Annotated in this window: 22 protein-coding genes and 1 pseudogene; 10 read left to right on the top strand and 13 right to left on the bottom strand. The window is 70.9% G+C overall.

The window, feature by feature from the left end; all coding sequences use genetic code 11:
* Positions 1 to 31 precede the first annotated feature (31 nt).
* Together AC068B_RS07860 and AC068B_RS07855 are read left to right on the top strand one after the other, a co-directional pair.
* Positions 32 to 916, top strand: a complete 885-nt coding sequence (locus AC068B_RS07860) for a helix-turn-helix transcriptional regulator (protein ID WP_478669748.1) — start codon at positions 32 to 34, stop codon at positions 914 to 916.
* 95 nt (positions 917 to 1,011) lie between these two features.
* A complete protein-coding gene (locus AC068B_RS07855; protein WP_478669746.1) occupies positions 1,012 to 1,407 on the top strand; it encodes a helix-turn-helix domain-containing protein in 396 nt (131 codons plus the stop codon).
* An 8-nt stretch (positions 1,408 to 1,415) separates the two neighbouring features.
* Here AC068B_RS07855 and AC068B_RS07850 read toward each other — a convergent pair whose 3' ends face one another.
* Entirely contained in the window at positions 1,416 to 2,027 is a 612-nt protein-coding gene (locus AC068B_RS07850) for a ClpP family protease (RefSeq protein WP_478669745.1), read from the bottom strand.
* Between the two features lie 13 nt (positions 2,028 to 2,040).
* Positions 2,041 to 2,697 carry a ClpP family protease gene (locus AC068B_RS07845; protein ID WP_468556376.1) on the bottom strand — a complete coding sequence of 219 codons (657 nt, stop codon included), beginning with the start codon at positions 2,695 to 2,697 and terminating at the stop codon, positions 2,041 to 2,043.
* Between the two features lie 147 nt (positions 2,698 to 2,844).
* Between AC068B_RS07845 and AC068B_RS07840 the strand changes: the two genes are divergently transcribed.
* The gene (locus tag AC068B_RS07840; protein ID WP_478669742.1) at positions 2,845 to 3,318 is read left to right on the top strand and encodes a hypothetical protein; all 474 of its coding nucleotides are present in this window, start codon (positions 2,845 to 2,847) and stop codon (positions 3,316 to 3,318) included.
* 70 nt (positions 3,319 to 3,388) lie between these two features.
* Here the strand turns inward: AC068B_RS07840 and msrA are convergent, their stop codons facing one another.
* Complete coding sequence (gene msrA / locus AC068B_RS07835) at positions 3,389 to 4,087, bottom strand: peptide-methionine (S)-S-oxide reductase MsrA (protein ID WP_478669741.1); 699 nt, start codon at positions 4,085 to 4,087, stop codon at positions 3,389 to 3,391.
* An 81-nt stretch (positions 4,088 to 4,168) separates the two neighbouring features.
* Positions 4,169 to 5,287: a hypothetical protein gene (locus tag AC068B_RS07830; protein WP_356251000.1), complete on the bottom strand. Its 1,119-nt coding sequence runs from the start codon at positions 5,285 to 5,287 to the stop codon at positions 4,169 to 4,171.
* A 101-nt stretch (positions 5,288 to 5,388) separates the two neighbouring features.
* Here AC068B_RS07830 and AC068B_RS07825 point away from each other — a divergent pair, with 101 nt between their 5' ends.
* The gene (locus AC068B_RS07825; RefSeq protein WP_478669739.1) at positions 5,389 to 6,546 is read left to right on the top strand and encodes a cystathionine gamma-synthase; all 1,158 of its coding nucleotides are present in this window, start codon (positions 5,389 to 5,391) and stop codon (positions 6,544 to 6,546) included.
* Between the two features lie 12 nt (positions 6,547 to 6,558).
* Here the strand turns inward: AC068B_RS07825 and AC068B_RS07820 are convergent, their stop codons facing one another.
* The 3 genes from AC068B_RS07820 to AC068B_RS07810 all read right to left on the bottom strand — a co-directional run bounded on the left by AC068B_RS07820 (position 6,559) and on the right by AC068B_RS07810 (position 7,872).
* A complete protein-coding gene (locus AC068B_RS07820; RefSeq protein ID WP_478669737.1) occupies positions 6,559 to 6,810 on the bottom strand; it encodes a hypothetical protein in 252 nt (83 codons plus the stop codon).
* Positions 6,807 to 7,289, bottom strand: a complete 483-nt coding sequence (locus tag AC068B_RS07815; RefSeq protein ID WP_478669736.1) for a sigma factor-like helix-turn-helix DNA-binding protein — start codon at positions 7,287 to 7,289, stop codon at positions 6,807 to 6,809. Before AC068B_RS07815 ends, AC068B_RS07820 begins: the two co-directional genes overlap by 4 nt.
* Positions 7,290 to 7,353: 64 nt before the next feature.
* Complete coding sequence (locus AC068B_RS07810) at positions 7,354 to 7,872, bottom strand: MarR family winged helix-turn-helix transcriptional regulator (RefSeq protein WP_478669733.1); 519 nt, start codon at positions 7,870 to 7,872, stop codon at positions 7,354 to 7,356.
* A gap of 156 nt (positions 7,873 to 8,028) precedes the next feature.
* Between AC068B_RS07810 and ilvA the strand changes: the two genes are divergently transcribed.
* The 3 genes from ilvA to AC068B_RS07795 all read left to right on the top strand — a co-directional run bounded on the left by ilvA (position 8,029) and on the right by AC068B_RS07795 (position 11,312).
* Positions 8,029 to 9,270, top strand: a complete 1,242-nt coding sequence (gene ilvA, locus AC068B_RS07805) for a threonine ammonia-lyase (protein ID WP_478669732.1) — start codon at positions 8,029 to 8,031, stop codon at positions 9,268 to 9,270.
* 171 nt (positions 9,271 to 9,441) lie between these two features.
* Positions 9,442 to 10,449 carry an ATP-binding cassette domain-containing protein gene (locus AC068B_RS07800; protein ID WP_356250983.1) on the top strand — a complete coding sequence of 336 codons (1,008 nt, stop codon included), beginning with the start codon at positions 9,442 to 9,444 and terminating at the stop codon, positions 10,447 to 10,449.
* Positions 10,446 to 11,312, top strand: a complete 867-nt coding sequence (locus tag AC068B_RS07795) for an ABC transporter permease (protein WP_478669730.1) — start codon at positions 10,446 to 10,448, stop codon at positions 11,310 to 11,312. Before AC068B_RS07800 ends, AC068B_RS07795 begins: the two co-directional genes overlap by 4 nt.
* An 86-nt stretch (positions 11,313 to 11,398) precedes the next feature.
* On the opposite strand, the gene greA is transcribed toward AC068B_RS07795, so the two are convergent.
* On the bottom strand, positions 11,399 to 11,896 hold the full coding sequence (gene greA, locus AC068B_RS07790; RefSeq protein WP_468556427.1) for a transcription elongation factor GreA: 498 nt from the start codon (positions 11,894 to 11,896) through the stop codon (positions 11,399 to 11,401).
* Between the two features lie 166 nt (positions 11,897 to 12,062).
* Complete coding sequence (locus AC068B_RS07785) at positions 12,063 to 12,518, bottom strand: DUF4307 domain-containing protein (RefSeq protein WP_478669727.1); 456 nt, start codon at positions 12,516 to 12,518, stop codon at positions 12,063 to 12,065.
* A 115-nt stretch (positions 12,519 to 12,633) separates the two neighbouring features.
* Between AC068B_RS07785 and mca the strand changes: the two genes are divergently transcribed.
* Positions 12,634 to 13,515 carry a mycothiol conjugate amidase Mca gene (mca, locus tag AC068B_RS07780; protein ID WP_478669726.1) on the top strand — a complete coding sequence of 294 codons (882 nt, stop codon included), beginning with the start codon at positions 12,634 to 12,636 and terminating at the stop codon, positions 13,513 to 13,515.
* A gap of 19 nt (positions 13,516 to 13,534) precedes the next feature.
* A complete protein-coding gene (locus AC068B_RS07775) occupies positions 13,535 to 13,780 on the top strand; it encodes a hypothetical protein (protein WP_468557733.1) in 246 nt (81 codons plus the stop codon).
* A 78-nt stretch (positions 13,781 to 13,858) separates the two neighbouring features.
* Here the strand turns inward: AC068B_RS07775 and AC068B_RS07770 are convergent, their stop codons facing one another.
* From AC068B_RS07770 to AC068B_RS07760, 3 genes are all read right to left on the bottom strand, one after another.
* Positions 13,859 to 14,029, bottom strand: a complete 171-nt coding sequence (locus AC068B_RS07770) for a hypothetical protein (RefSeq protein ID WP_478669724.1) — start codon at positions 14,027 to 14,029, stop codon at positions 13,859 to 13,861.
* Between the two features lie 164 nt (positions 14,030 to 14,193).
* Positions 14,194 to 14,442: a chaplin gene (locus AC068B_RS07765; protein ID WP_478669722.1), complete on the bottom strand. Its 249-nt coding sequence runs from the start codon at positions 14,440 to 14,442 to the stop codon at positions 14,194 to 14,196.
* Between the two features lie 116 nt (positions 14,443 to 14,558).
* Positions 14,559 to 17,810, bottom strand: a complete 3,252-nt coding sequence (locus AC068B_RS07760; protein ID WP_478669719.1) for an AAA family ATPase — start codon at positions 17,808 to 17,810, stop codon at positions 14,559 to 14,561.
* Positions 17,811 to 17,923: 113 nt separating this feature from the next.
* Between AC068B_RS07760 and AC068B_RS07755 the strand changes: the two are divergent.
* Positions 17,924 to 18,082: pseudogene (locus AC068B_RS07755) on the top strand (DUF255 domain-containing protein); the annotation flags it as partial.
* A 180-nt stretch (positions 18,083 to 18,262) separates the two neighbouring features.
* Here the strand turns inward: AC068B_RS07755 and AC068B_RS07750 are convergent.
* On the bottom strand, positions 18,263 to 18,802 hold the full coding sequence (locus tag AC068B_RS07750) for a hypothetical protein (protein WP_478669718.1): 540 nt from the start codon (positions 18,800 to 18,802) through the stop codon (positions 18,263 to 18,265).
* Positions 18,803 to 18,813 lie beyond the last annotated feature (11 nt).

The raw sequence follows: 18,813 nt of genomic DNA, 5'->3' as shown, positions 1-18,813 counted from the left end.
TCGGGCACGTACGAGCCTGGATACTGGAAGCATGGACGAGAACCCCGCGCTCCTCGACAGCCGGGCCGAGCTGAGCGAATTCCTGCGCACCCGCAGGGCCCGGCTGCAGCCCCAGGACGTCGGCCTGCCGAACTTCGGACGGCACCGCAGGGTGCCCGGCCTGCGCCGCGAGGAGCTCGCGCAGCTCGCCGGGGTCTCCGTCGCGTACTACACCCGGCTCGAACAGGGCAACGGCCGCAACGTCTCCGGCGAGGTGCTCGACGCCATCGCGCGGGCCCTGCGGCTCACCGACGCGGAGCACGCGCACCTGACGCGGCTGGCGAAGCCGAAGACCCTGAAGAAGAAGCGGGCGGCGCGCCAGCAGCACATGCGGCCCGCCCTGCAGCAGCTCCTTGACTCCATCCAGTCCGTGCCCGCGTACGTGGTCGGCCGCCGGACGGACATCCTCGGGTGGAACGCGCTCGCCGCGGCGCTCTTCGGCGACTGGGGCGAGCTCGCGCCGGGCGACCGGAACTGGGCGCGCATCTGCTTCCTCGACCCGCGCTCGCGCGAGCTGTTCGTGAACTGGGAGCAGAAGGCGTCGGACATCGTCAGCTATCTGCGGATGGACGCGGGCTGCTATCCCAACGACCCCGAGCTGTCCGCGCTGGTCGGTGAACTCTCCGTGAAGAGCGAGGAGTTCAGGGGCCTGTGGGCCACGCACGACGTCCGGGAGAAGGGCCACGGCGTCAAGCACATGCGCCACGCCCTGGTGGGCGACCTGACGCTGTCGTTCGAGACGCTGCGGCTGCCGGACGACTGCGACCAGTCCCTGATGATGTACCACGCGGAGCCGGACTCGGCGTCGGCGCAGGGGCTGCGGCTGCTGGCGAGCTGGGGGCGGGACGCGTCATCGGTGGGCTCGTCGAAGACGTAATGGGTGCCTGGCCCCAGGGCAGTTGATCCGGGATTTCGCGGGCGGCGGAACGCTCCGCACTGCGCCGACGGCCGTACCCCTCCTACGCTGGGGAAGTGAGCAGCCAAGAGCGCCAGAAGGCGAACGAAGCCCGCGTCATCCACCTGCGCCCGGTCAAGGCGGCGCCGAACCCCGCCCCGTCCAGGGAGGCAGCGGCGGGCAAGGAACCCCTCTGGCGCGACGTCGTCGGTGACGTCCTGCGTCATGAGCGCCTCGCGCAGGAGCGCACGCTCAAGGACGTGGCCGAGGCCGCCCGGATCTCCATGCCGTACCTCTCCGAGCTGGAGCGCGGCCGCAAGGAGGCCTCGTCCGAGGTCCTTGCGGCCGCCGCCCGCGCACTCGGCCTCGGCCTGCCCGACCTGCTGTCCCTGGCCCAGACCCGGCTGGCCGGCCTTCCCCGCGTGAGGCCGGCCAGGGCTTCGTACCAGGGCGAGGTCCGCCTGGCTGCCTAGGGCAGGGCCTAGGCTGCGGCGGGCAGCGCGCGCCTGCTGAGCACCTGGTCCGCGAGGCCGTACGCGACCGCTTCCTGCGCGGTGAAGAACTTGTCGCGGTCCATGTCGGCGCGGAGCGTCGTGATGTCGTGGTGCGTGTGGTGGGCCAGCACCTCCTCGACCTGCGAGCGGATCCGGAGCATCTCCTTGGCCTGCAGGCTGAGGTCCGACACCGTGCCCTGCTGGCCACGGCTCGCGGGCTGCCCGAGCAGCACGCGAGCGTGGTCGAGCACGAACCGCCGTCCCGGGTCGCCGCCCGCGAGCAGTACGGCGGCCGTCGAGGCGGCCTGGCCGACGCAGAACGTCGAGATCGGCGCGGTGATGAAGCTCATGGTGTCGTAGATGGCCATGAGTGAAGTGAAGGATCCGCCGGGCGAGTTGATGTAGATGGAGACCTCGCGCTCGGGGGCGGACGACTCCAGATGCAGCAGCTGCGCGATGACGACATTGGCGACGCCGTCGTCGATCTCCGTGCCGAGAAAGATGATCCGCTCGGAGAGCAGCCTGCTGTAGACGTCGTATGCGCGCTCGCCGCCCTGCGGAGTGCGCTCGATGACGGTGGGAATGGTGTACTGACTCATTTCTTCCTCCTCCTCAGATTCCCAGTCCGATACGGCGCTTCGACCCGGCGGGCCGCACGTCGTCCAGCGAGGCGACCACGTGGTCGACCATTCCGTACTCCTTGGCCTGCTCGGCGGTGAACCACCGGTCGCGGTCGCCGTCCCGCGAGATCGTCTCCGGGCTCTGCCCGGTGTGCTCGGCGGTGAGCCGCTCAATGGTCCGCTTCGTGAACTCCAGGTTCTCCGCCTGGATGGCGATGTCCGCGGTGGTGCCGCCGATCCCGGCCGAGGGCTGGTGCATCATGATCCGCGCGTTGGGCAGCGCGAACCGCTTCCCGTGCGTGCCCACGCTCAGCAGGAACTGCCCCATGCTCGCGGCGAACCCCATGGCGAGGGTGGCCACGTCGTTCGGGATGAGCCGCATGGTGTCGTAGACGGCGAGCCCGGCGGTGACGGACCCGCCCGGGCTGTTGATGTACAGACTGATGTCGGTCTTCGGGTCCTCCGCCGACAGCAACAGCATCTGTGCGCACACGCGGTTGGCGGACACCTCGTCGACCTGCGTCCCGAGGAACACGATCCGCTGGTTGAGCAGTTGCGCGGCGAGATGGTCGTCGAACCGCGAGGGGGCGGTGTCCCCGTCCTCCCCCCGCGGCCGCGAGCTCTCCCAGCCACTCTCCCGCACTGACATAACGCCTCCCAGGTCCCCAGCGGCACCCAACGCCCCGCTCTCCCTCCACTGTTGCCCGCGCCCCCCGCCCCTGTCCGAAATCTCGGCTGGCGGCAGATTCGCTGAGGGCAGAGGGGCGGGGGGGCGGGGCGTTAGGGTCCTGTCCTCGTGGAGTGGATATCGCCTGTAAGCACGCTGCTCGGCGCGGGAATCGGCATCGGCGCCACGCTCCTGGCCGACCGGATCCGGTGGCGCCGGGAGAGCGGGGAACGCGAGACGGCGACGCGGCGGCAGCTGTACGCGGAGTACACCGCGGCGCTCTCCCGCGTCCGCACGGCGCTGCACGAGGCGGCGCAGGCCGGAGGCGGCCCCGCGCCCGGCAGCGAGGAGCACGCGCGCGGGGTCCGGGACGGCTTCCTCGCGCCGGGCGCCTACGAGATCCGGCACCAGCTGGCGATCATCGCCCCGTCCGACGTCGTCGAGGCGGCCAGATCCGCCTTCATCGCCCTGCGGACGACCCGGGACCGCGTCCTGGAGGGCGTGACGGCCGACAGCGAGGCCTACGCGGAGCTGGAGGCGGGGAACGACGCGGCCGTCGCCGAACTCCGCCGCGTCATGCGGCGTGACCTCGGGGTCGACTGAGGGGCCCGGTGGGAGGAAGGAGGGCGGGGGAGGCGTCGGGTCCCGGTTCCGCCTCCCCGGCACGCCGCGCTCAGCCCTCCGCTCGGGCCACCCCGGTCGGGCAGGAGCGGCCCCAGTTCGTCTCCGACGGGGAGTCGAGCGTCGCGCCCGTGCCGCCGATGCCGCAGTAGCCGTCGGGGTTCTTGTCCAAGTACTGCTGGTGGTATGCCTCCGCGGGCCAGAGCGTGCGGTCGGACGCCGGGAGGATCGTCGTCGTGATCGTGCCGTGGCCCGCGGCCGTCAGGACCTTCTGGAAGGCCGCCAGGGACGCCGTCGCCGTCTCCTCCTGCTCGGGGGAGTGCGTGTAGATCGCCGAGCGGTACTGCGTGCCCACGTCGTTGCCCTGGCGGAAGCCCTGCGTGGGGTTGTGGGACTCCCAGAACAGCTTCAGGAGCTCGGCGTACGTGACCTTCGACGGGTCGAAGACGACGCGGACCGCCTCCGTGTGGCCGGTCAGGCCGGAGCACACCTCTTCGTAGGAGGGGTTTTCCGTGAAGCCGCCCTGGTAGCCCACGTACGTCGTCCAGACGCCCTCGGTCTGCCAGAACTTGCGCTCCGCCCCCCAGAAGCAGCCCAGCGCGAAGTCCGCCACCTCCAGGCCGTCGGGGTAGGGGCCGAGCAGCTGGTTGCCGAGGACCGTGTGGCGGGAGGGGACCTCGAATTCCGGAGTCGCCCGGCCCTTGAGGGCCTGCTCGGCGGTCGGGAGCTCGGGCGTGCGGCCGAAGATCATGGGGTCTCTCCTCGTGCGTGACAGGGGTCTACGACGTCAACGTACGGACGGGGTGACGCATTCCGGCCGGGGCTGCCCCGCTCAGTGCGAGAGCGTCGCCGGGCTGCCGCCGTTCGCCTCGTACCCCGCGACCGCCAGCGCGCGGTACACCGCGTAGTCCGAAGCGGGGTCCTCGGACAGCGTCCAGGGCAGCGCGCCCACGTGGCCGTCCACGTGCACCAGCTGGTTCATCGCCTCCGACCAGCGCTGGCTGCGGACCAGGAAGAAGACCAGGAGATGGCGGACGTGCGCCAGCATCGGGTCGTCCGCGCGCGCGGAGTGCACCGCGAAGAGCGCACCCTCGACGGCCTTGGTGACGACCTCGCTCTCGTAGAAACCGCGCACCAGGTTGACCTCGGGCAGGTGCTCGTAGACCCCGAAGAGGGGGAGCGCCGCGAGCAGGGAGCCGCGGGGCGCGCGGGCGGCCGCGGCCTCCGCGAAGTCGTACGCGAGGTCTCGCGAGCCGTGCCACTTCTCGCACCAGTAGTGCAGCGCCGCGAGATGGGCGCCCATGTGCGCGGGCGCGCGGTCCAGGATCTTGAGCCAGAGCTGCTCGAACTCCTCGCGGGGGTAGGCGAGTCCGCGGGCGATGGAGAGCTCGATGATGTAGGGCACCGGGTCGCCGGGGGAGAGCAGCGCCGCCTGCGCGCAGGCCTCCTTCGCCTCCTCCAGGATGATCCGGAACTCGTCCGTCCCCTGCGCCGCCGTGCGCCACGCCTGCTGCACGAGGAACTCCGCGTGCACCGCCGCGCCGCCCGCGTCCTTGGGCGTCTCGGCACGCCACACCCGCAGCCACTGCCCGCCGGGGTTGTCGCTGACGCCGCCGGGCCGCTGCTGCAGCTCCAGGGAGGCCGCGCCCGCGAAGGCCTGCACGCGCTGCCAGCGCCGCTCGCCGTGCGTCTCCGTGCCCGCGAGGAGCTGGGACGCGGCCTTCCACTCCTGCGTGCGCTGCACGAGGTCGAGCACTTCGAGGAGATCCGCGTCGGGACCCGGCATGCGGATGTCCAGCTCCTCCTGGCGCAGGAAGCCGTAATTCGCCGGGTCCGCGGCGTCCGGCGAGCCGGGGGCTACCTGCCGGATTCCGCCGCGCCTGCGCAGCAGTACGGGCCCCAGGACCGCACCGATCATGATCACCGCGAACAGGAACCAGAGAATCTCCATGACACAAGCGAACCAGACGCGTCGGACAATTGGCCAACCTGCCGGGACGTACCCGGACCGACCCGGCAGAAGGACCCGTGCGCGCACTACGCTCAGGCCGCATGAGTGACTCGCACAGCACGCAGAGCTTCGAGACCGTGGCGATCCACGCGGGCAACACCGCCGACCCCCTCACCGGCGCCGTGGTCCCGCCCATCTACCAGGTCTCGACCTACAAGCAGGACGGCGTCGGCGGTCTGCGCGGCGGCTATGAGTACAGCCGCAGCGCCAACCCGACGAGGACCGCCCTCGAAGAGAACCTGGCCGCACTGGAGGGCGGCCGCCGCGGACTCGCCTTCGCGTCCGGACTGGCGGCCGAGGACTGCCTCCTCCGTACGCTGCTCGCCCCCGGCGACCACGTGGTGATCCCCAACGACGCGTACGGCGGCACCTTCCGGCTCTTCGCCAAGGTCGTCTCGCGGTGGGGCGTGGAGTGGTCCGTCGCGGACACCTCCGACCCGGAGTCCGTGCGGGCCGCGCTGACCGACCGCACGAAGGCGATCTGGGTGGAGACCCCCTCCAACCCGCTGCTCGGCATCACCGACATCGCCGCGGTCGCGCAGATCGCCCGCGAGGCCGGGGTGCGCCTCGTCGTCGACAACACCTTCGCGAGCCCCTACCTCCAGCAGCCGCTCGCGCTCGGCGCGGACGTCGTCGTGCACTCCATGACGAAGTACATGGGCGGCCACTCGGACGTCGTCGGCGGCGCGCTCGTCGTCAACGACGCGGAGCTGGGCGAGGAGTTGGCGTACCACCAGAACGCGATGGGCGCCGTCGCCGGGCCCTTCGACGCCTGGCTGGTGCTGCGCGGCATCAAGACCCTCGCGGTACGCATGGACCGGCACAGCGAGAACGCCACCAAGGTCACCGAGATGCTGACCCGGCACTCGCGCGTGAGCCGCGTCCTGTACCCGGGCCTTCCGGAGCACCCCGGTCACGAGATCGCCGCCAAGCAGATGAGGTCGTTCGGCGGCATGGTGTCGTTCCAGGTCGACGGCGGCGAAGAGGCGGCCGTCGAGGTCTGCAACCGCGCCAAGCTGTTCACCCTGGGCGAGTCCCTGGGCGGCGTCGAGTCCCTGATCGAGCACCCGGGCCGCATGACGCACGCCTCGGTCGTGGGCTCGGCCCTGGAGGTCCCCGCGGACCTCGTGCGGCTCTCGGTGGGCATCGAGTCGGCTGACGACCTCGTCGCCGACCTGCAGCAGGCGCTGGGCGGCTAGGACCTGTCCTGGTCACCAGCGGGTCAGGGGTGGGGTCGTGTCCGTCGGCGGCTCCACCCACGGCCGGGTGACGGACGCCCACACGACGAACGCCACCGCGGCGGCGAAGAGCAGCGTCCACAGGGCCCGCCGCACCGCCCTGCGGCGCCGCAGCGAGCGGCTGCCCCGCCGTACCGCGTCGTGGAGGAGTTCGGGCGGCACGGCGGGCGTCGCGCCCTCCAGGAGCCGCCGGATCGCCTGTTCCTTGCGCTCGTACTGACTCATGAGGGCGCCGCCCCGCTCAGCGTCCGGGCGGGCGCGGGCCCCCGCGGCGGGTGCAGCACCGTCGCGGTGGCGCGGGCACAGACCCCCCGGACCCGCTCGGCGGGCAGTCCGAGGAGCGCCGCCGTCTGCTCCTCGGCCACGCCCTCGTACATCCGCAGGACGAGAATCAGCCGCTCCTGGGGCCGCAGCCGGTCCAGGACCCCGCCGTGGCCGCGGCGGAGGCGCCAGGCCGCACGGCCGAAGCGGAGGGCGACCTGCTGGCGGGTGCGGTCGTAGGGGTCCTCGCCGCGCAGCCGGTCCCACGACGCGTAGGTGTGCGCGAGCGCCGCGGTCAGCAGGGCACGCGCGCGTGGATTGTCGTCCGGGGGCTCGGCGGTGAGCAGGGTCGCGGCATGCAGGAGCCGCCCTGCCGCGCCCGCGACGAACGCCTCGAACTCCCGGGCACGGCGGGCGCTCTGGAGCGCCTGCCGTTCTCGCACCGCACCTCCCGGCCACGAGGAAGGGGGATCCCGGTCTCATATGAGGCCAGAGGCGGGGCCGGGGTCAAGACTCCGGAGTGGCCGGAACCTCTCCCACGGGTGCCGTCTGTGACGTCTGACGCGCACTGAGGGCGGAATTGAAGCGTGTGAGGAGCGCACAGAAGCTCTCGCGCTCCGCCGGGGCCCAGTCCTGCGTCAGCTCGGCCATCAGCTCGCGCCGCGAGGAGCGCACCTCGTCGAGTCTGGCCTGACCGCGCGGGGACAGCTGGAGCACCACGGCGCGGCCGTCCTCGGGGTGCGAGGTCCGCTTGACGAGGCCCGTGTCGACGAGCGGGGCGACCTGCCTGGTGACGGTCGAGGAATCGATGCCCATGCTCGCCGCGAGCGCCTTGACGCCCATCGGCCCCTCCTTGTCGAGGCGGTTGAGCAGCAGATAGGCGGCGCGGTCCATGGAGTTGCGGACCTGGCCGACGCCGCCGAGGCGAGTCTGCTCCGCGCGGCGGGCGAAGACCGCCACCTGGTGTTGCAGGCTGTCCAGGAGGGCGGGATCGCTGGCGGTCGTCATGTCCGGAGTTGTGGGCATGGCCGGGGGCTCACTTCATGCGAGGGCGATGGGTTGGGGGACAGGGTACGCGGCCGCGGCGGGTACCGTACCTGCGCTGCGCAAACCCGGGGGAGAACGGTCTCGTTCCTTGGTCATCCCAGGAGGACCGGGGCGTCGGCTGCAAGACTTGCCGTCATGAGCTACCGCACGCCGCACTCCTTGCCGAAGCCCCTGCCGACGGTGACCCTCGACGATGTGCGCGGTGCGCAGAAGATGCTCTCCGGAGTGGCCCGGATGACGGCGATGGAGGGCAGCAGGTACCTGTCCGGGCTGGTCGGGGCCCCTGTGCACCTCAAGTGCGAGAACCTGCAGCGGACGGGTTCGTTCAAGCTGCGCGGCGCGTACGTACGGATCGCGGGCCTGCTCCCCGAGGAGCGCGCCGCCGGTGTGGTCGCCGCCAGCGCGGGCAATCACGCCCAGGGCGTGGCGCTGGCGTCCTCGCTCCTCGGCGTGCGCTCCACGGTGTTCATGCCGGTCGGAGCGCCGCTGCCCAAGGTCGCCGCGACGCGCGACTACGGCGCGGAGGTGCGGCTGCACGGCCAGGTGGTCGACGAGACGCTGGCCGCCGCGCAGGAGTACGCGGACCGGACGGGCGCGGTCTTCATCCACCCCTTCGACCACGCGGACATCATCGCGGGGCAGGGCACGGTCGGCCTGGAGATCCTGGAGCAGTGCCCCGAGGTGCGCAGCCTCCTCGTCGGCATCGGGGGCGGCGGGCTCGTGGCGGGCATCGCGGTCGCGGTCAAGGCGCTGCGCCCGGACGTGAAGGTGATCGGCGTGCAGGCGGCCGGGGCCGCGGCCTATCCGCCCTCGATGGCCGCCGGGCACCCGGTGTCGGTCAAGAACCCCGCGACGATGGCCGACGGCATCAAGGTGGGACGCCCCGGAGACGTACCGTTTCGGCTGGTGGAGGACCTGGTCGACGATGTCGTCACGGTCTCCGAGGACGAGCTCTCCAGCGCCCTGCTGCTCTGTCTGGAGCGGGCCAAGCTGGTCGTCGAGCCGGCCGGTGCCAGCCCGGTCGCGGCCCTGATGAGCGACCCGAAGGCGTTCGAGGGCCCGGTGGTGGCGCTGCTGTCGGGCGGCAACGTGGACCCGCTCCTGATGCAGCGCATCCTGCGGCACGGCATGGCGGCGGCGGGCCGCTACCTCTCGCTGCGGCTGCGCCTGACGGACCGCCCCGGGGCGCTGGCGACCCTCCTCGGTGTGCTGTCGGAGGTGGACGCCAACGTCCTCGACGTGAGCCACGTGCGCACGGACCCCCGCCTCGGGCTCACGGAGGCCGAGGTGGAGCTGCACCTGGAGACGAAGGGGCCCGAGCACTGCGTCGAGGTGGGCGTGGCGCTGCGGGCGGCGGGCTACACGGTCATCGGCTGAATCCGCGCCACCCGGTCGTGGCCGGAACTTTGGAAAAACAGCTGAGCCAACGCGATGTATCGCGTTATGGTGTGCCTCTCGTCACCTGTCGCCGGGCGCACGAAGTCCGGCAAATCTAAGCTTTTCCGTAGGAACTTCACCCGAAGCAATCCACATCAGGGGAGAACCCACATGCCAGGCGCGATCTACGCCGAAGGTCTGGTGAAGACCTTCGGCGACGTACGGGCTCTGGACGGCGTCGATCTGGATGTCCCGGAAGGAACCGTGCTCGGCCTCCTCGGACCGAACGGCGCGGGGAAGACCACGGCGGTCCGCTGCCTCACGACGCTGCTCAGGCCCGACAGCGGCAGAGCGGTCGTCGCGGGCATCGACGTCCTCAAGCACCCCAACGAGGTGCGGCGCTCCATCGGTCTGTCCGGCCAGTTCGCGGCCGTGGACGAGTATCTGACCGGCCGCGAGAACCTCCAGATGGTCGGCCAGCTCTACCAGATGCGGGCCAAGCAGGCGAAGGCCAGGGCGGCCGAGCTGCTCGACCGGTTCAACCTCGCCGACGCCGCGGACCGCCCCTCCAAGACGTACTCCGGCGGCATGCGCCGCCGCCTCGACCTCGCCGCCGCGCTCGTCGTCTCGCCCCCCGTGATGTTCATGGACGAGCCGACCACCGGCCTGGACCCGCGCAACCGCCAGCAGCTGTGGGAGGTCATCCAGGAGCTCGTCCAGGGCGGCACGACCCTGCTCCTGACCACGCAGTACCTCGAAGAGGCCGACCACCTCGCGCACGACATCTGCGTCGTCGACCACGGCCGCGTCATCGCCCGCGGCACCTCCGACCAGCTCAAGGGCCAGACCGGCGGCGAGCGCGTCGAGGTCGTGGTGCACGAGCGCGAGCACATCGCGACCGCGTCCGAGATCCTGCGCGGCTTCGGCAAGGGCGAGGTCGCCGTCGCCCAGCACACCCGCAAGCTGACCGTCCCCGTCACCGGCGGCGCCAAGCTGCTCGCCGAGGTCATCCGCGAGCTGGACGCCCGCGGTGTGGAGATCGACGACATCGGCCTGCGCCGCCCGACCCTCGACGACGTCTTCATCTCCCTCACCGGGCACGTCGCCGAAGTCGCGGACGAGACCAAGGGAGAGGGCGCCGACGCCGACGCCGAGAGCCAGAAGGAGACCGCCAAGTGAGCACCGTCACCGACGCCGTGCCCACCGCCGGGCCCAGGCCCGCCGGCGGCATCGGCCAGTCCGTCAGGGACTCCCTGGTCGTCGCCAAGCGCAACCTGATCCGCATGACCAGGATTCCCGAGATGATCCTCTTCGGGATCATCCAGCCGGTCATGTTCGTGGTCCTGTTCACGTACGTCTTCGGCGGCTCGATCGCCATTCCGGGCGCGGGCGTCAGCGCCGGGGCGTACAAGGAATTCCTGATGGCGGGCATCTTCGCGCAGACCGTCACCTTCGCCACCGCGGGCGCGGGGGCAGGCATCGCCGACGACATGCACAAGGGCCTCATCGACCGCTTCCGTTCGCTGCCCATGGCGCGCGGCGCGGTCCTCACCGGCCGCACCCTCGCCGACCTCGTGCAGACGGCCATCACGCTCGCGGTGCTCGCGGTGGTTGCCCTGCTCGTCGGCTGGCGCACCCACGAGAACATCGGCAAGGTGCTCCTGGGCTTCGGCCTGCTTCTGCTGCTCGGTTATGCATTCACCTGGATCGGCGCACTGATCGGCCTGTCCGTGCGGACACCGGAGGCGGCGACATCGGGTGGCCTGATCTGGCTGTTCCCGTTGACGTTCATCTCGAACGCGTTCGTGCCGGTCAACGGCATGCCACGGTTCCTGCAGTACGTCGCCGAGTGGAACCCCTTCAGTGCCACGGTGGCCGCGGCCCGTGAGCTGTTCGGCAACACGATCGACGGCGTCCCGAAGTCCGTGACCGGGGCGTGGCCGATGGAGCACCCCGTGTGGGCCTCGCTGATCTGGTCGGTGCTGATCATCCTGCTGTTCCGCACGCTGGCCGTGCGCAAGTACCGCTCGGCGACGGCCTGAGGCACACGGCCCGGGACGGGGCCTGAGACGCGACAGGGCCCCGGCGCTTCACGCGCCGGGGCCCTGTCGTATCCGCGATACGGGTGTCAGGCCGAGTACGGCTTCGCCTTGAGGATCTTCACGGAGGCGAACTTGCCGTTCGGCAGTTCGTACTCCGCGTCCTCGCCCACCCGCTTGCCGTTCACGCCGGTGCCCAGCGGGGACTGCGGTGAATACGTCTCGATGTCGGCGCTCGCGTACTCACGAGAGGCGAGCAGGAACGTCAAGGTGTCGTCCTCGTCGCCGTCGAAGGCGATGGTGACGACCATGCCGGGCTCCACGACGCCGTCGTCGGCCGGGGCCTCGCCCACGCGCGCATGCTCAAGGAGCTGCGTCAGCTGGCGGACGCGGAGCTCCTGCTTGCCCTGCTCCTCCTTGGCCGCGTGGTACCCGCCGTTCTCACGCAGGTCGCCCTCCTCGCGCGCCGCCGCGATCTTCGTCGCGATCTCGGTGCGCGCAGGACCAGACAGGTACTCCAGCTCGGCCTTGAGCTGGTTGTACGCCTCCTGGGTCAGCCAGGTGACGTTGTCGCTGGTCTGGGTCACAGGTGCTCCTCGTAGGTACTGGGAATACAAAGCATCGCCCTACCCAGAAGGATGTTCCTTCTCGGGTGGGCGAAACCACGAGCCTAACAATTCGGGAGGCCGAGGGGGAGGACATAAGCCATCAGATTTGCGTCAACGCAGGTGGGCGCGGTAAAGCCGTCCGACCTCAGTCCGAGTGGCAGCCCAGCAGCTCGACGCTGGTGGCCTTCTTCGTCGTGCGCAGCGTGACGACCTTGTCGATGCGGTCCGTGCGCTGGTCGAAGCGGAAGTCCGCGCGGCCGACCTCGGCACCGGACTCGGCCTGCGAGCGCAGGGTGCAGTAGCCCTTGGCCCCGGTGTCCTTGCGGACCTCCAGATGGGCCTCGACGGCGTGGTCGGAGACGACGTCGAACTTGATGACCTCGCCGCTGACCTTCGTACCGTTGACGTAGTCGTAGCCGAACCATCCGATGACGCCCAGCAGGAGCACGCCGAGCACCGAGCCGATGATCTTCAGCTTGCGGTCGGCGGCTTCGTCGGCCGTGCGCGCGCGGCCGTACCGCCCTTCGGGAAGCCCGCCGGGAGGTCCCGCCGGGAGCCCCTCCGAGTGCCCCTCGGGGAGCTTCGAGCCCGCCGCCGCCATGATCGTCCTCCAGGAACAGGGGATGCCGGAATTTTCCGCCCCCCGGTTCCGTCACTATAGAAGCCGCCTGATGCGCCGGAATCACGAGGGCGCCCAATACCTTGAGGATCGAGTCTTGACTCAGCAGCTGCGACTGATGGCCGTTCACGCCCACCCCGACGACGAATCGAGCAAGGGCGCGGCCACCATGGCCAAGTACGTGTCCGAGGGGGTGGACGTGCACGTGGTGACCTGCACGGGCGGGGAGCGCGGCGACATCCTCAACCCCAAGCTCCAGGGTGACAAGTACATCCAGGAGAACATCCACGAGGTGCGCAGGAAGGAGATGGACGAGGCGCGCGAGATTCTCGGCGTCAAGCAGGACTGGCTCGGCTTCGTCGACTCCGGCCTGCCCGAGGGCGACCCGCTGCCGCCGCTGCCCGAGGGCTGCTTCGCCCTGGAGGACGTCGACAAGGCGGCCGGTGAGCTGGTCCGGCAGATCCGCTCTTTCCGTCCGCAGGTCATCACGACGTACGACGAGAACGGCGGGTACCCGCACCCCGACCACATCATGACCCACAAGATCTCGATGGTGGCCTTCGACGGCGCGGCCGACGCCGAGAAGTACCCCGAGAGCGAGTTCGGCCCGGTCTTCCAGCCGCAGAAGCTCTACTACAACCAGGGCTTCAACCGGCCGCGCACCGAGGCGCTGCACCACGCGATGATCGACCGCGGCCTGGAGTCGCCGTACGGGGACTGGCTCAAGCGCTGGGACGAGTTCGAGCGGGTCGAGCGCACGCTGACCACGCACGTTCCGTGTGCCGACTTCTACGAGACCCGCGACAAGGCCCTGATCGCGCACGCCACGCAGATCGACCCCGACGGCGGCTGGTTCCGGGTGCCGATGGAGATCCAGAAGGAGGTCTGGCCCACGGAGGAGTACGAGCTCGCGAAGTCGCTCGTCGATACTTCCCTCCCCGAGGACGACCTCTTTGCGGGCATCCGCGACAATGCCTAGCGTGAACGCACATCTGGCAATGACGCATCTCGTCCCTCTTGCCAAGGAGGTCGACGACGACAAGGTGACGCCCGGCGTCCTCGGCTTCATCGTCTTCGCGGTGATGGCACTGGCCGTCTGGGGCCTCATGAAGTCGATGAACCGGCACATGCGCAAGGTGGACTTCAAGGACCCCGAGGAGGAGTCGGCGAAGGAGCCTGTCGGCGCGTCGGCGGGCGAGGCCGCCGGTTCCGCGCCGAAGAAGAAGCCGGGCGCCGGGAAGTAGCGCCCGAAAAGACCGGACCCCTCCCGCCCGAAGGCGAGAGGGGGCTGAGCTGTCTGCTGGTGGTGCCGGTCAGACAGATCAGTCGAGGACCATGTCGCCGAAGGACGCGACGTTGACCTCGTGGTGCTCGACGTTGACGGCGTCGTTGTCGACTCCGTAGGGGCCGTCGTTGGCGGAGGCGATGCCCGCCCCGCCGAGGACGGTGATGGCGGCCAGGACAGTGGTGGCTACAGCAGTACGCAAACGCATGAAGCAGTCCTTTCTTGTGGGTGTGAAGATCGCAAGAAGGCTTTTCCGGTCCGTTCGAGCCGTACACGGCCTTCGGGAGAAGCCCACCCGTCCGCATGGTTCATGCGGCCGATGCGCGGAGCGCGTCCGGGGGGCGCACGCGGGGCGTCAGGCCGTTTCGGCCGTCAGCCGTTCTTGCACTGATTGCCGAGGGCCGGGTTGAGCAGGCCGATGACGTCAACGCTGTTGCCGCACAGGTTGAGGCCGAGGTCGACGGGGACCTGCAGCGAGTTGCCGCTGAGGACGCCGGGGGAGTCGCTGACCGTGGCTTCGGCGTTGGCGTCGGGACCCGGGTCCGCGACCGCGGTCGCGGCGCCACCGAGAACGGTGACGAGGGTGAGGGCGGCTGCGGTGACGATGCTGCGCGTACGCATGGATACCTCTTCACAGAAGGAGAAGGCGGTCCATGCGAGCCTCACCCGGGGCGGCCGCGGGCGCTCACGTTCGTAGGCCGTCGGTGCGATCAATGCCCCTATTGGGGGAGATCCGCTCACTCCCGGCCCGGTACGTCCACCCCCATGACCTCCCTCGCGTGCCGACTCGGCACCATGCCCAGACGCCACGCCTGCCAGCCCGTCTCCAGGTCGGCGCCGCGCTCCAGGAGCAGGGCGTACGCCTGGACGCAGTCGGTGAGCTTCCCGTCGCGGGTCGGGTGGTCGGCGCGGGCGAGCTGGCTGAGCTCCTCCTGGGCGACCGCCGTGCCGATCTCCCAGCCGCCCGGCGAGGCGTACGGCAGCAGGGTGCAGCGCAGGAAGCGGGCCCAGTCGGCGCCGCGGCGGTCGCCGTACGAGGTGAAGAGCTCGATGGCCTCGTCGCACAGGGCGAGCGCCTGCTGGCTGCGGTTGTTGCCCGCGTCCACGACCACCAGCTCCAGACACGTCCAGGCCTCGCCGTGCGCGACGCCGATGCGCTGGAAGTCGGCGCGGGCGTCCACCAGGAGCTGGCGGGCGAAGCCGGAGTTGCGCAGCGAGCCCGTCTGCGCCGCGCGCTGGTCGCGGGTGACGCGCGCCGAGTGGTGCCGGGCGCAGGCCAGGCCGTACACGTCCCGCATCCGGGAGAACATCGTGCGGGCCCGCTCCAGGTCGCGCACCGCCTGGTCGAGGCTGCCCGCCTCCTCCAGGGCCTGCCCGAGGTAGTAGAGGGACCAGGCCTCGCCGCGCGCGTCGTCGTTGTCCCGGTGCCGGGAGACCGCCTGGCGCAGCCCGTCGACGGCCGGTGAGGGGTCGCCGTCGACCAGCCGGGCCCGCGCGAGCTGCGTGAGGGCCCAGGCCTCGCCGCGCGGGTCGCGGGTGCGGCCGTACAGGTCGAGGGCGCCCCGCAGCTCCTCCTCCGCGCGGGGTACATCGCCCATGCGCAGGCAGAGCTGGCCGAGCTGGAAGTGCGTCCAGGCCTCGCCGTGCACCGAGCCGCTCTGGTGGTGCAGGGCGAGCGCCGTCTCCAGCATGCCGAGGGCGTGCGCGAGGTGGGCGCGGTCCCGCTCGACCGCCGCGAGCGCGTGCAGCGTCCAGGCGCGGTCGCCCGCCAGCTCGTCGGTGTCCTGCAGATCGAGCGCCTCCGTCAGGCGTGCCGCGGCCTCCGTGAGATTGCCCTGGTGGTGCAGCGTGATGCCGAGGGAGCCGAGCGCGCGGGCGGCGGCCGCGTCCTGGTGGGCCTCGAAGTACAGGTCGACGACGGAGTTCAGCGTCGTACGCGACTGGTCGAGCTCGCCGAGCTGGCGGGCGGCGATGCCGGTGCGCCACTGCACGCTGCGGCCGAGGAGGCCCTGGTCGATGGCCTGGGTGAGTTCGTTGATCTCGCCGAGTCGGTAGAGGTCGCCGCGCAGCAGGCAGTAGTCGCACAGGGCGCCGAGGAGGTTGAGCACGGCCGTCTGGTCGACGCCCTCCGCGTGCCGCAGCGCCGCCGTGATGAACGTCGACTCGTCGTCCAGCCAGCGCAGCGCCGCGTCGAGGGACGTGAAGCCGTGCTGCCCGAACTGGTCGGCGCGCGTGGACGTCTTGCCGTCGACCAGGCGGATCACCGTGTCGGCCAGCTCGCCGTAGCTGGCGATGAGTCGTTCCTGCGCGGCCGTGCGCTCGGCGGGCTCCTCCTCGTCGAGGAGGCGGGTGCGGGCGAAGGAACGTACGACGTCGTGCAGGCGGTAGCGGCTGCCGGGCGGGGCGCCTTCGCCCTCGTGGTCCCGGGGGCGGGGCACTTCGACGAGGCCTGCGCGGGAGAGCGCCGTCAGCTGCCGGTCGGCCTCCTGCTCGTCCGCGCCGAGCAGCGCCGCCGCGGCGGCCGCGCCCAGCGAGGCGCGCCCGGCCAGCGCAAGGCGGCGCAGCAGCCGCCTGGCCTGCTCGGACTGGTCGGCGTAGCGCAGCCACAGGACGCGCTCGACCGGGCCGACCTTCTCGAAGGGCCCGTACGCCGACAGGTCCGAGGCCAGCTGACGCGGCGTACGCGGACCGAGCGAGGAGCCCGCGGCGCGCAGCGCCAGCGGCAGCCCGCCGCACAACTCCCGCACGGAGTCGCCCGATTCGGCGTCGTAGGGCCCGGAGAGGTCCTCGGCGGACTCGCGGAGCAGCCCCTCGGCGGCCGCCTCGTCCAGCGCCTCGACCGGCAGCACGTGCACCCACGCGGGCAGATCGCCGGGCAGCTCCAACGGCTGCCTGGAGGTGACGAGGACGAGGCTGTCCGAGCGCTCCGGGACCAGCGTGCGGACCTGCTCGGCATCGCTTGCGTCGTCGAGCACGATCGTCACCGCGAGGCCGGTCAGATACTGGTGATAGAGCTCGCTGAGCCGCTTGACCTGCTGCTCCTGCGAGGACCGCTCGCGGAAGAGCAACTGCTCGCGGGGCGCGCCCAATCGGTTCAGCAGATGCAGCAGGGCGTCGCGCGTGGACATCGGCGACTCGTGCGTGGCGCCGCCGCGCAGGTCCACCACGCACGCGCCGCGGAACTGGTCCCGCAGGTCGTGCGCCGCCCGCACCGCGAGGGAGGTCCGCCCCGAGCCCGGCACGCCGTGCAGCATGACCACCGTGGGCCGGGTGTCGGTGCTGGCGCGCGCCGCGTGCACCCACTGCGCGATCCGCCCCAGTTCGGTCCTGCGCCCCACGAAGGGGGCCGCCGTCTCGGTGAGTTGGGTGAAGGACTGCCGCAGCACGTTGCGCCTGCGCGCCGCCGCGCTCTTGTCCGTGCCGCGCAGCTGGGGCGCGGGCTTCTTCGCGGCGTGCGCGCCGGTCGACGCGGCGAGGACGCGCTGCTGGTCGAGGAAGGGCCGGATGCCGCGCACCTCAAGCGCCGTCAGCCACTGCAGCCGCAGCTGCTCGGGGCCGCCGGGCCTGCTGAGCTCCCCGGCGCGGCGGCTGGCCGCGGGGACGTGGGCGGCCGTCACCTTCACTACGGTGGCCGCCGCGCCCGCCACGGCGACGACCGCGCCGGTGCCGAGGGCGGTGCCGACGCTGGTGCCGAACGACAGGTCGGACACGCCTGCCGCGAGTGCCGCAACGACCGCCACCAGCAACGGAGTTCCGGCACCCTCCTTCGCGTACCGCTGCCCGAAGGTGAGCAGGCCCGCCTGTGACTCGTCGAGCGCCCCGGTGTACGCGGCGTACTCCTCGTCCGCTGTCTGAGCCATGGCGTCCAACGCGCCGCGCGCCCGCGAGAGCAGCACGCCCCCGTCGACGCGCCCGCCCGAACGACGGACCTCCTCCTCCACGGCCCGTCCCAACAGCCGCTCGGCCTCGGCCCGATGGCTGTCCCGCATATGGGTTCCCCCTCCGAGAGCAACAGTTGCCTGCGGTCACAAGTGTCCTGCGTACGGGGCCCGGGCGCGAGGGCGTCCCCGGATCAGGGCCGGGTGTGCGCGAGGATGGGGGCATGCCGAACCGACTGGCCCATGAAACGTCCCCCTATCTCCTCCAGCACGCCGACAACCCCGTCGACTGGTGGCCCTGGTCGGCCGAGGCCTTCGACGAGGCGCGCGAGCGCGGCGTGCCGGTGCTGCTGAGCGTCGGCTACAGCTCCTGTCACTGGTGCCAGTAGATGTGCACAACCCAGTAGATTTGAACGGGGATTGTTTCGGGGAGTATTGCTATGCATACGCATGGCGAGCTGCTGGAGCAGGACATAGAAGCCGGGTTGAAGGAAAGCTGGTCGCCTCGACCGAGTGGGTGCCCGAGCGGTACGCCACACTCCGTCGGTACTCGGTGGGAGGTGCTACCGCTCCGCCCGGCGTAGAAACTGCCAGCCCAGTACGATCAGGGCGAGCGTCTGCGCGAGAGAAGTGAGCACCAGCAGGGGCTGAACGGTGGGAGAGCACCAGAACGCGGTCGTGCAGACCATTGGCAAGACCAGGTACGCGGACAGGTCCACCACTGTCTGAAGCCGTTTGCGCATGGTGCGGCCTGCAACGCTGCGGTGGTAGACCTCCCAGCCGAACACCGTGCCGTTGGCAGAGGCGAGTTCCCCCAGGCGCGGTCCCAGTTGGTCGCGGACGTAGTAGCTGATCGCTGAGACCTTCTCGTCGTTGACCAGGTAGGTCCATCCCAGGATCAGGCAGATCGCGGGGACGGAGAGCAGCAGTTGGAACTGTCCGCTCTGGACGGTGACCGTCACGACCGCAGTGGCCGCGGCGAGCGTGAAGTAGAGCAGGTTGTCGCGGAACCCTATGCGGGTCTTCTGCTCCTCCTTGAGGCGGTCGTACTCGATCAGCAGGATTTTGCTCTCGGTGACATCGTCCGTGGAAGTCACAGGCATTCCCATACTCG

It is taken from the genome of Streptomyces sp. NPDC042371 (assembly GCF_056437465.1).
This window is presented reverse-complemented; position numbering and strand designations above follow the sequence as displayed.

What these genes read in the sequence shown, in the direction of transcription:
- AC068B_RS07785 (WP_478669727.1), bottom strand. Translation starts at nt 12,518, where the DNA reads ATGGCGGCGGCGGGCTCGAAGCTCCCCGAGGGGCACTCGGAGGGGCTC.
- AC068B_RS07775 (WP_468557733.1), top strand. Translation starts at nt 13,535, where the DNA reads ATGACGCATCTCGTCCCTCTTGCCAAGGAGGTCGACGACGACAAGGTG.
- AC068B_RS07825 (WP_478669739.1), top strand. Translation starts at nt 5,389, where the DNA reads ATGAGTGACTCGCACAGCACGCAGAGCTTCGAGACCGTGGCGATCCAC.
- AC068B_RS07760 (WP_478669719.1), bottom strand. Translation starts at nt 17,810, where the DNA reads ATGCGGGACAGCCATCGGGCCGAGGCCGAGCGGCTGTTGGGACGGGCC.
- AC068B_RS07860 (WP_478669748.1), top strand. Translation starts at nt 32, where the DNA reads ATGGACGAGAACCCCGCGCTCCTCGACAGCCGGGCCGAGCTGAGCGAA.
- AC068B_RS07750 (WP_478669718.1), bottom strand. Translation starts at nt 18,802, where the DNA reads ATGCCTGTGACTTCCACGGACGATGTCACCGAGAGCAAAATCCTGCTG.
- AC068B_RS07770 (WP_478669724.1), bottom strand. Translation starts at nt 14,029, where the DNA reads ATGCGTTTGCGTACTGCTGTAGCCACCACTGTCCTGGCCGCCATCACC.
- AC068B_RS07820 (WP_478669737.1), bottom strand. Translation starts at nt 6,810, where the DNA reads ATGAGTCAGTACGAGCGCAAGGAACAGGCGATCCGGCGGCTCCTGGAG.
- AC068B_RS07830 (WP_356251000.1), bottom strand. Translation starts at nt 5,287, where the DNA reads ATGGAGATTCTCTGGTTCCTGTTCGCGGTGATCATGATCGGTGCGGTC.
- AC068B_RS07850 (WP_478669745.1), bottom strand. Translation starts at nt 2,027, where the DNA reads ATGAGTCAGTACACCATTCCCACCGTCATCGAGCGCACTCCGCAGGGC.
- AC068B_RS07810 (WP_478669733.1), bottom strand. Translation starts at nt 7,872, where the DNA reads ATGCCCACAACTCCGGACATGACGACCGCCAGCGATCCCGCCCTCCTG.
- AC068B_RS07845 (WP_468556376.1), bottom strand. Translation starts at nt 2,697, where the DNA reads ATGTCAGTGCGGGAGAGTGGCTGGGAGAGCTCGCGGCCGCGGGGGGAG.
- msrA (WP_478669741.1), bottom strand. Translation starts at nt 4,087, where the DNA reads ATGATCTTCGGCCGCACGCCCGAGCTCCCGACCGCCGAGCAGGCCCTC.
- AC068B_RS07765 (WP_478669722.1), bottom strand. Translation starts at nt 14,442, where the DNA reads ATGCGTACGCGCAGCATCGTCACCGCAGCCGCCCTCACCCTCGTCACC.
- ilvA (WP_478669732.1), top strand. Translation starts at nt 8,029, where the DNA reads ATGAGCTACCGCACGCCGCACTCCTTGCCGAAGCCCCTGCCGACGGTG.
- AC068B_RS07800 (WP_356250983.1), top strand. Translation starts at nt 9,442, where the DNA reads ATGCCAGGCGCGATCTACGCCGAAGGTCTGGTGAAGACCTTCGGCGAC.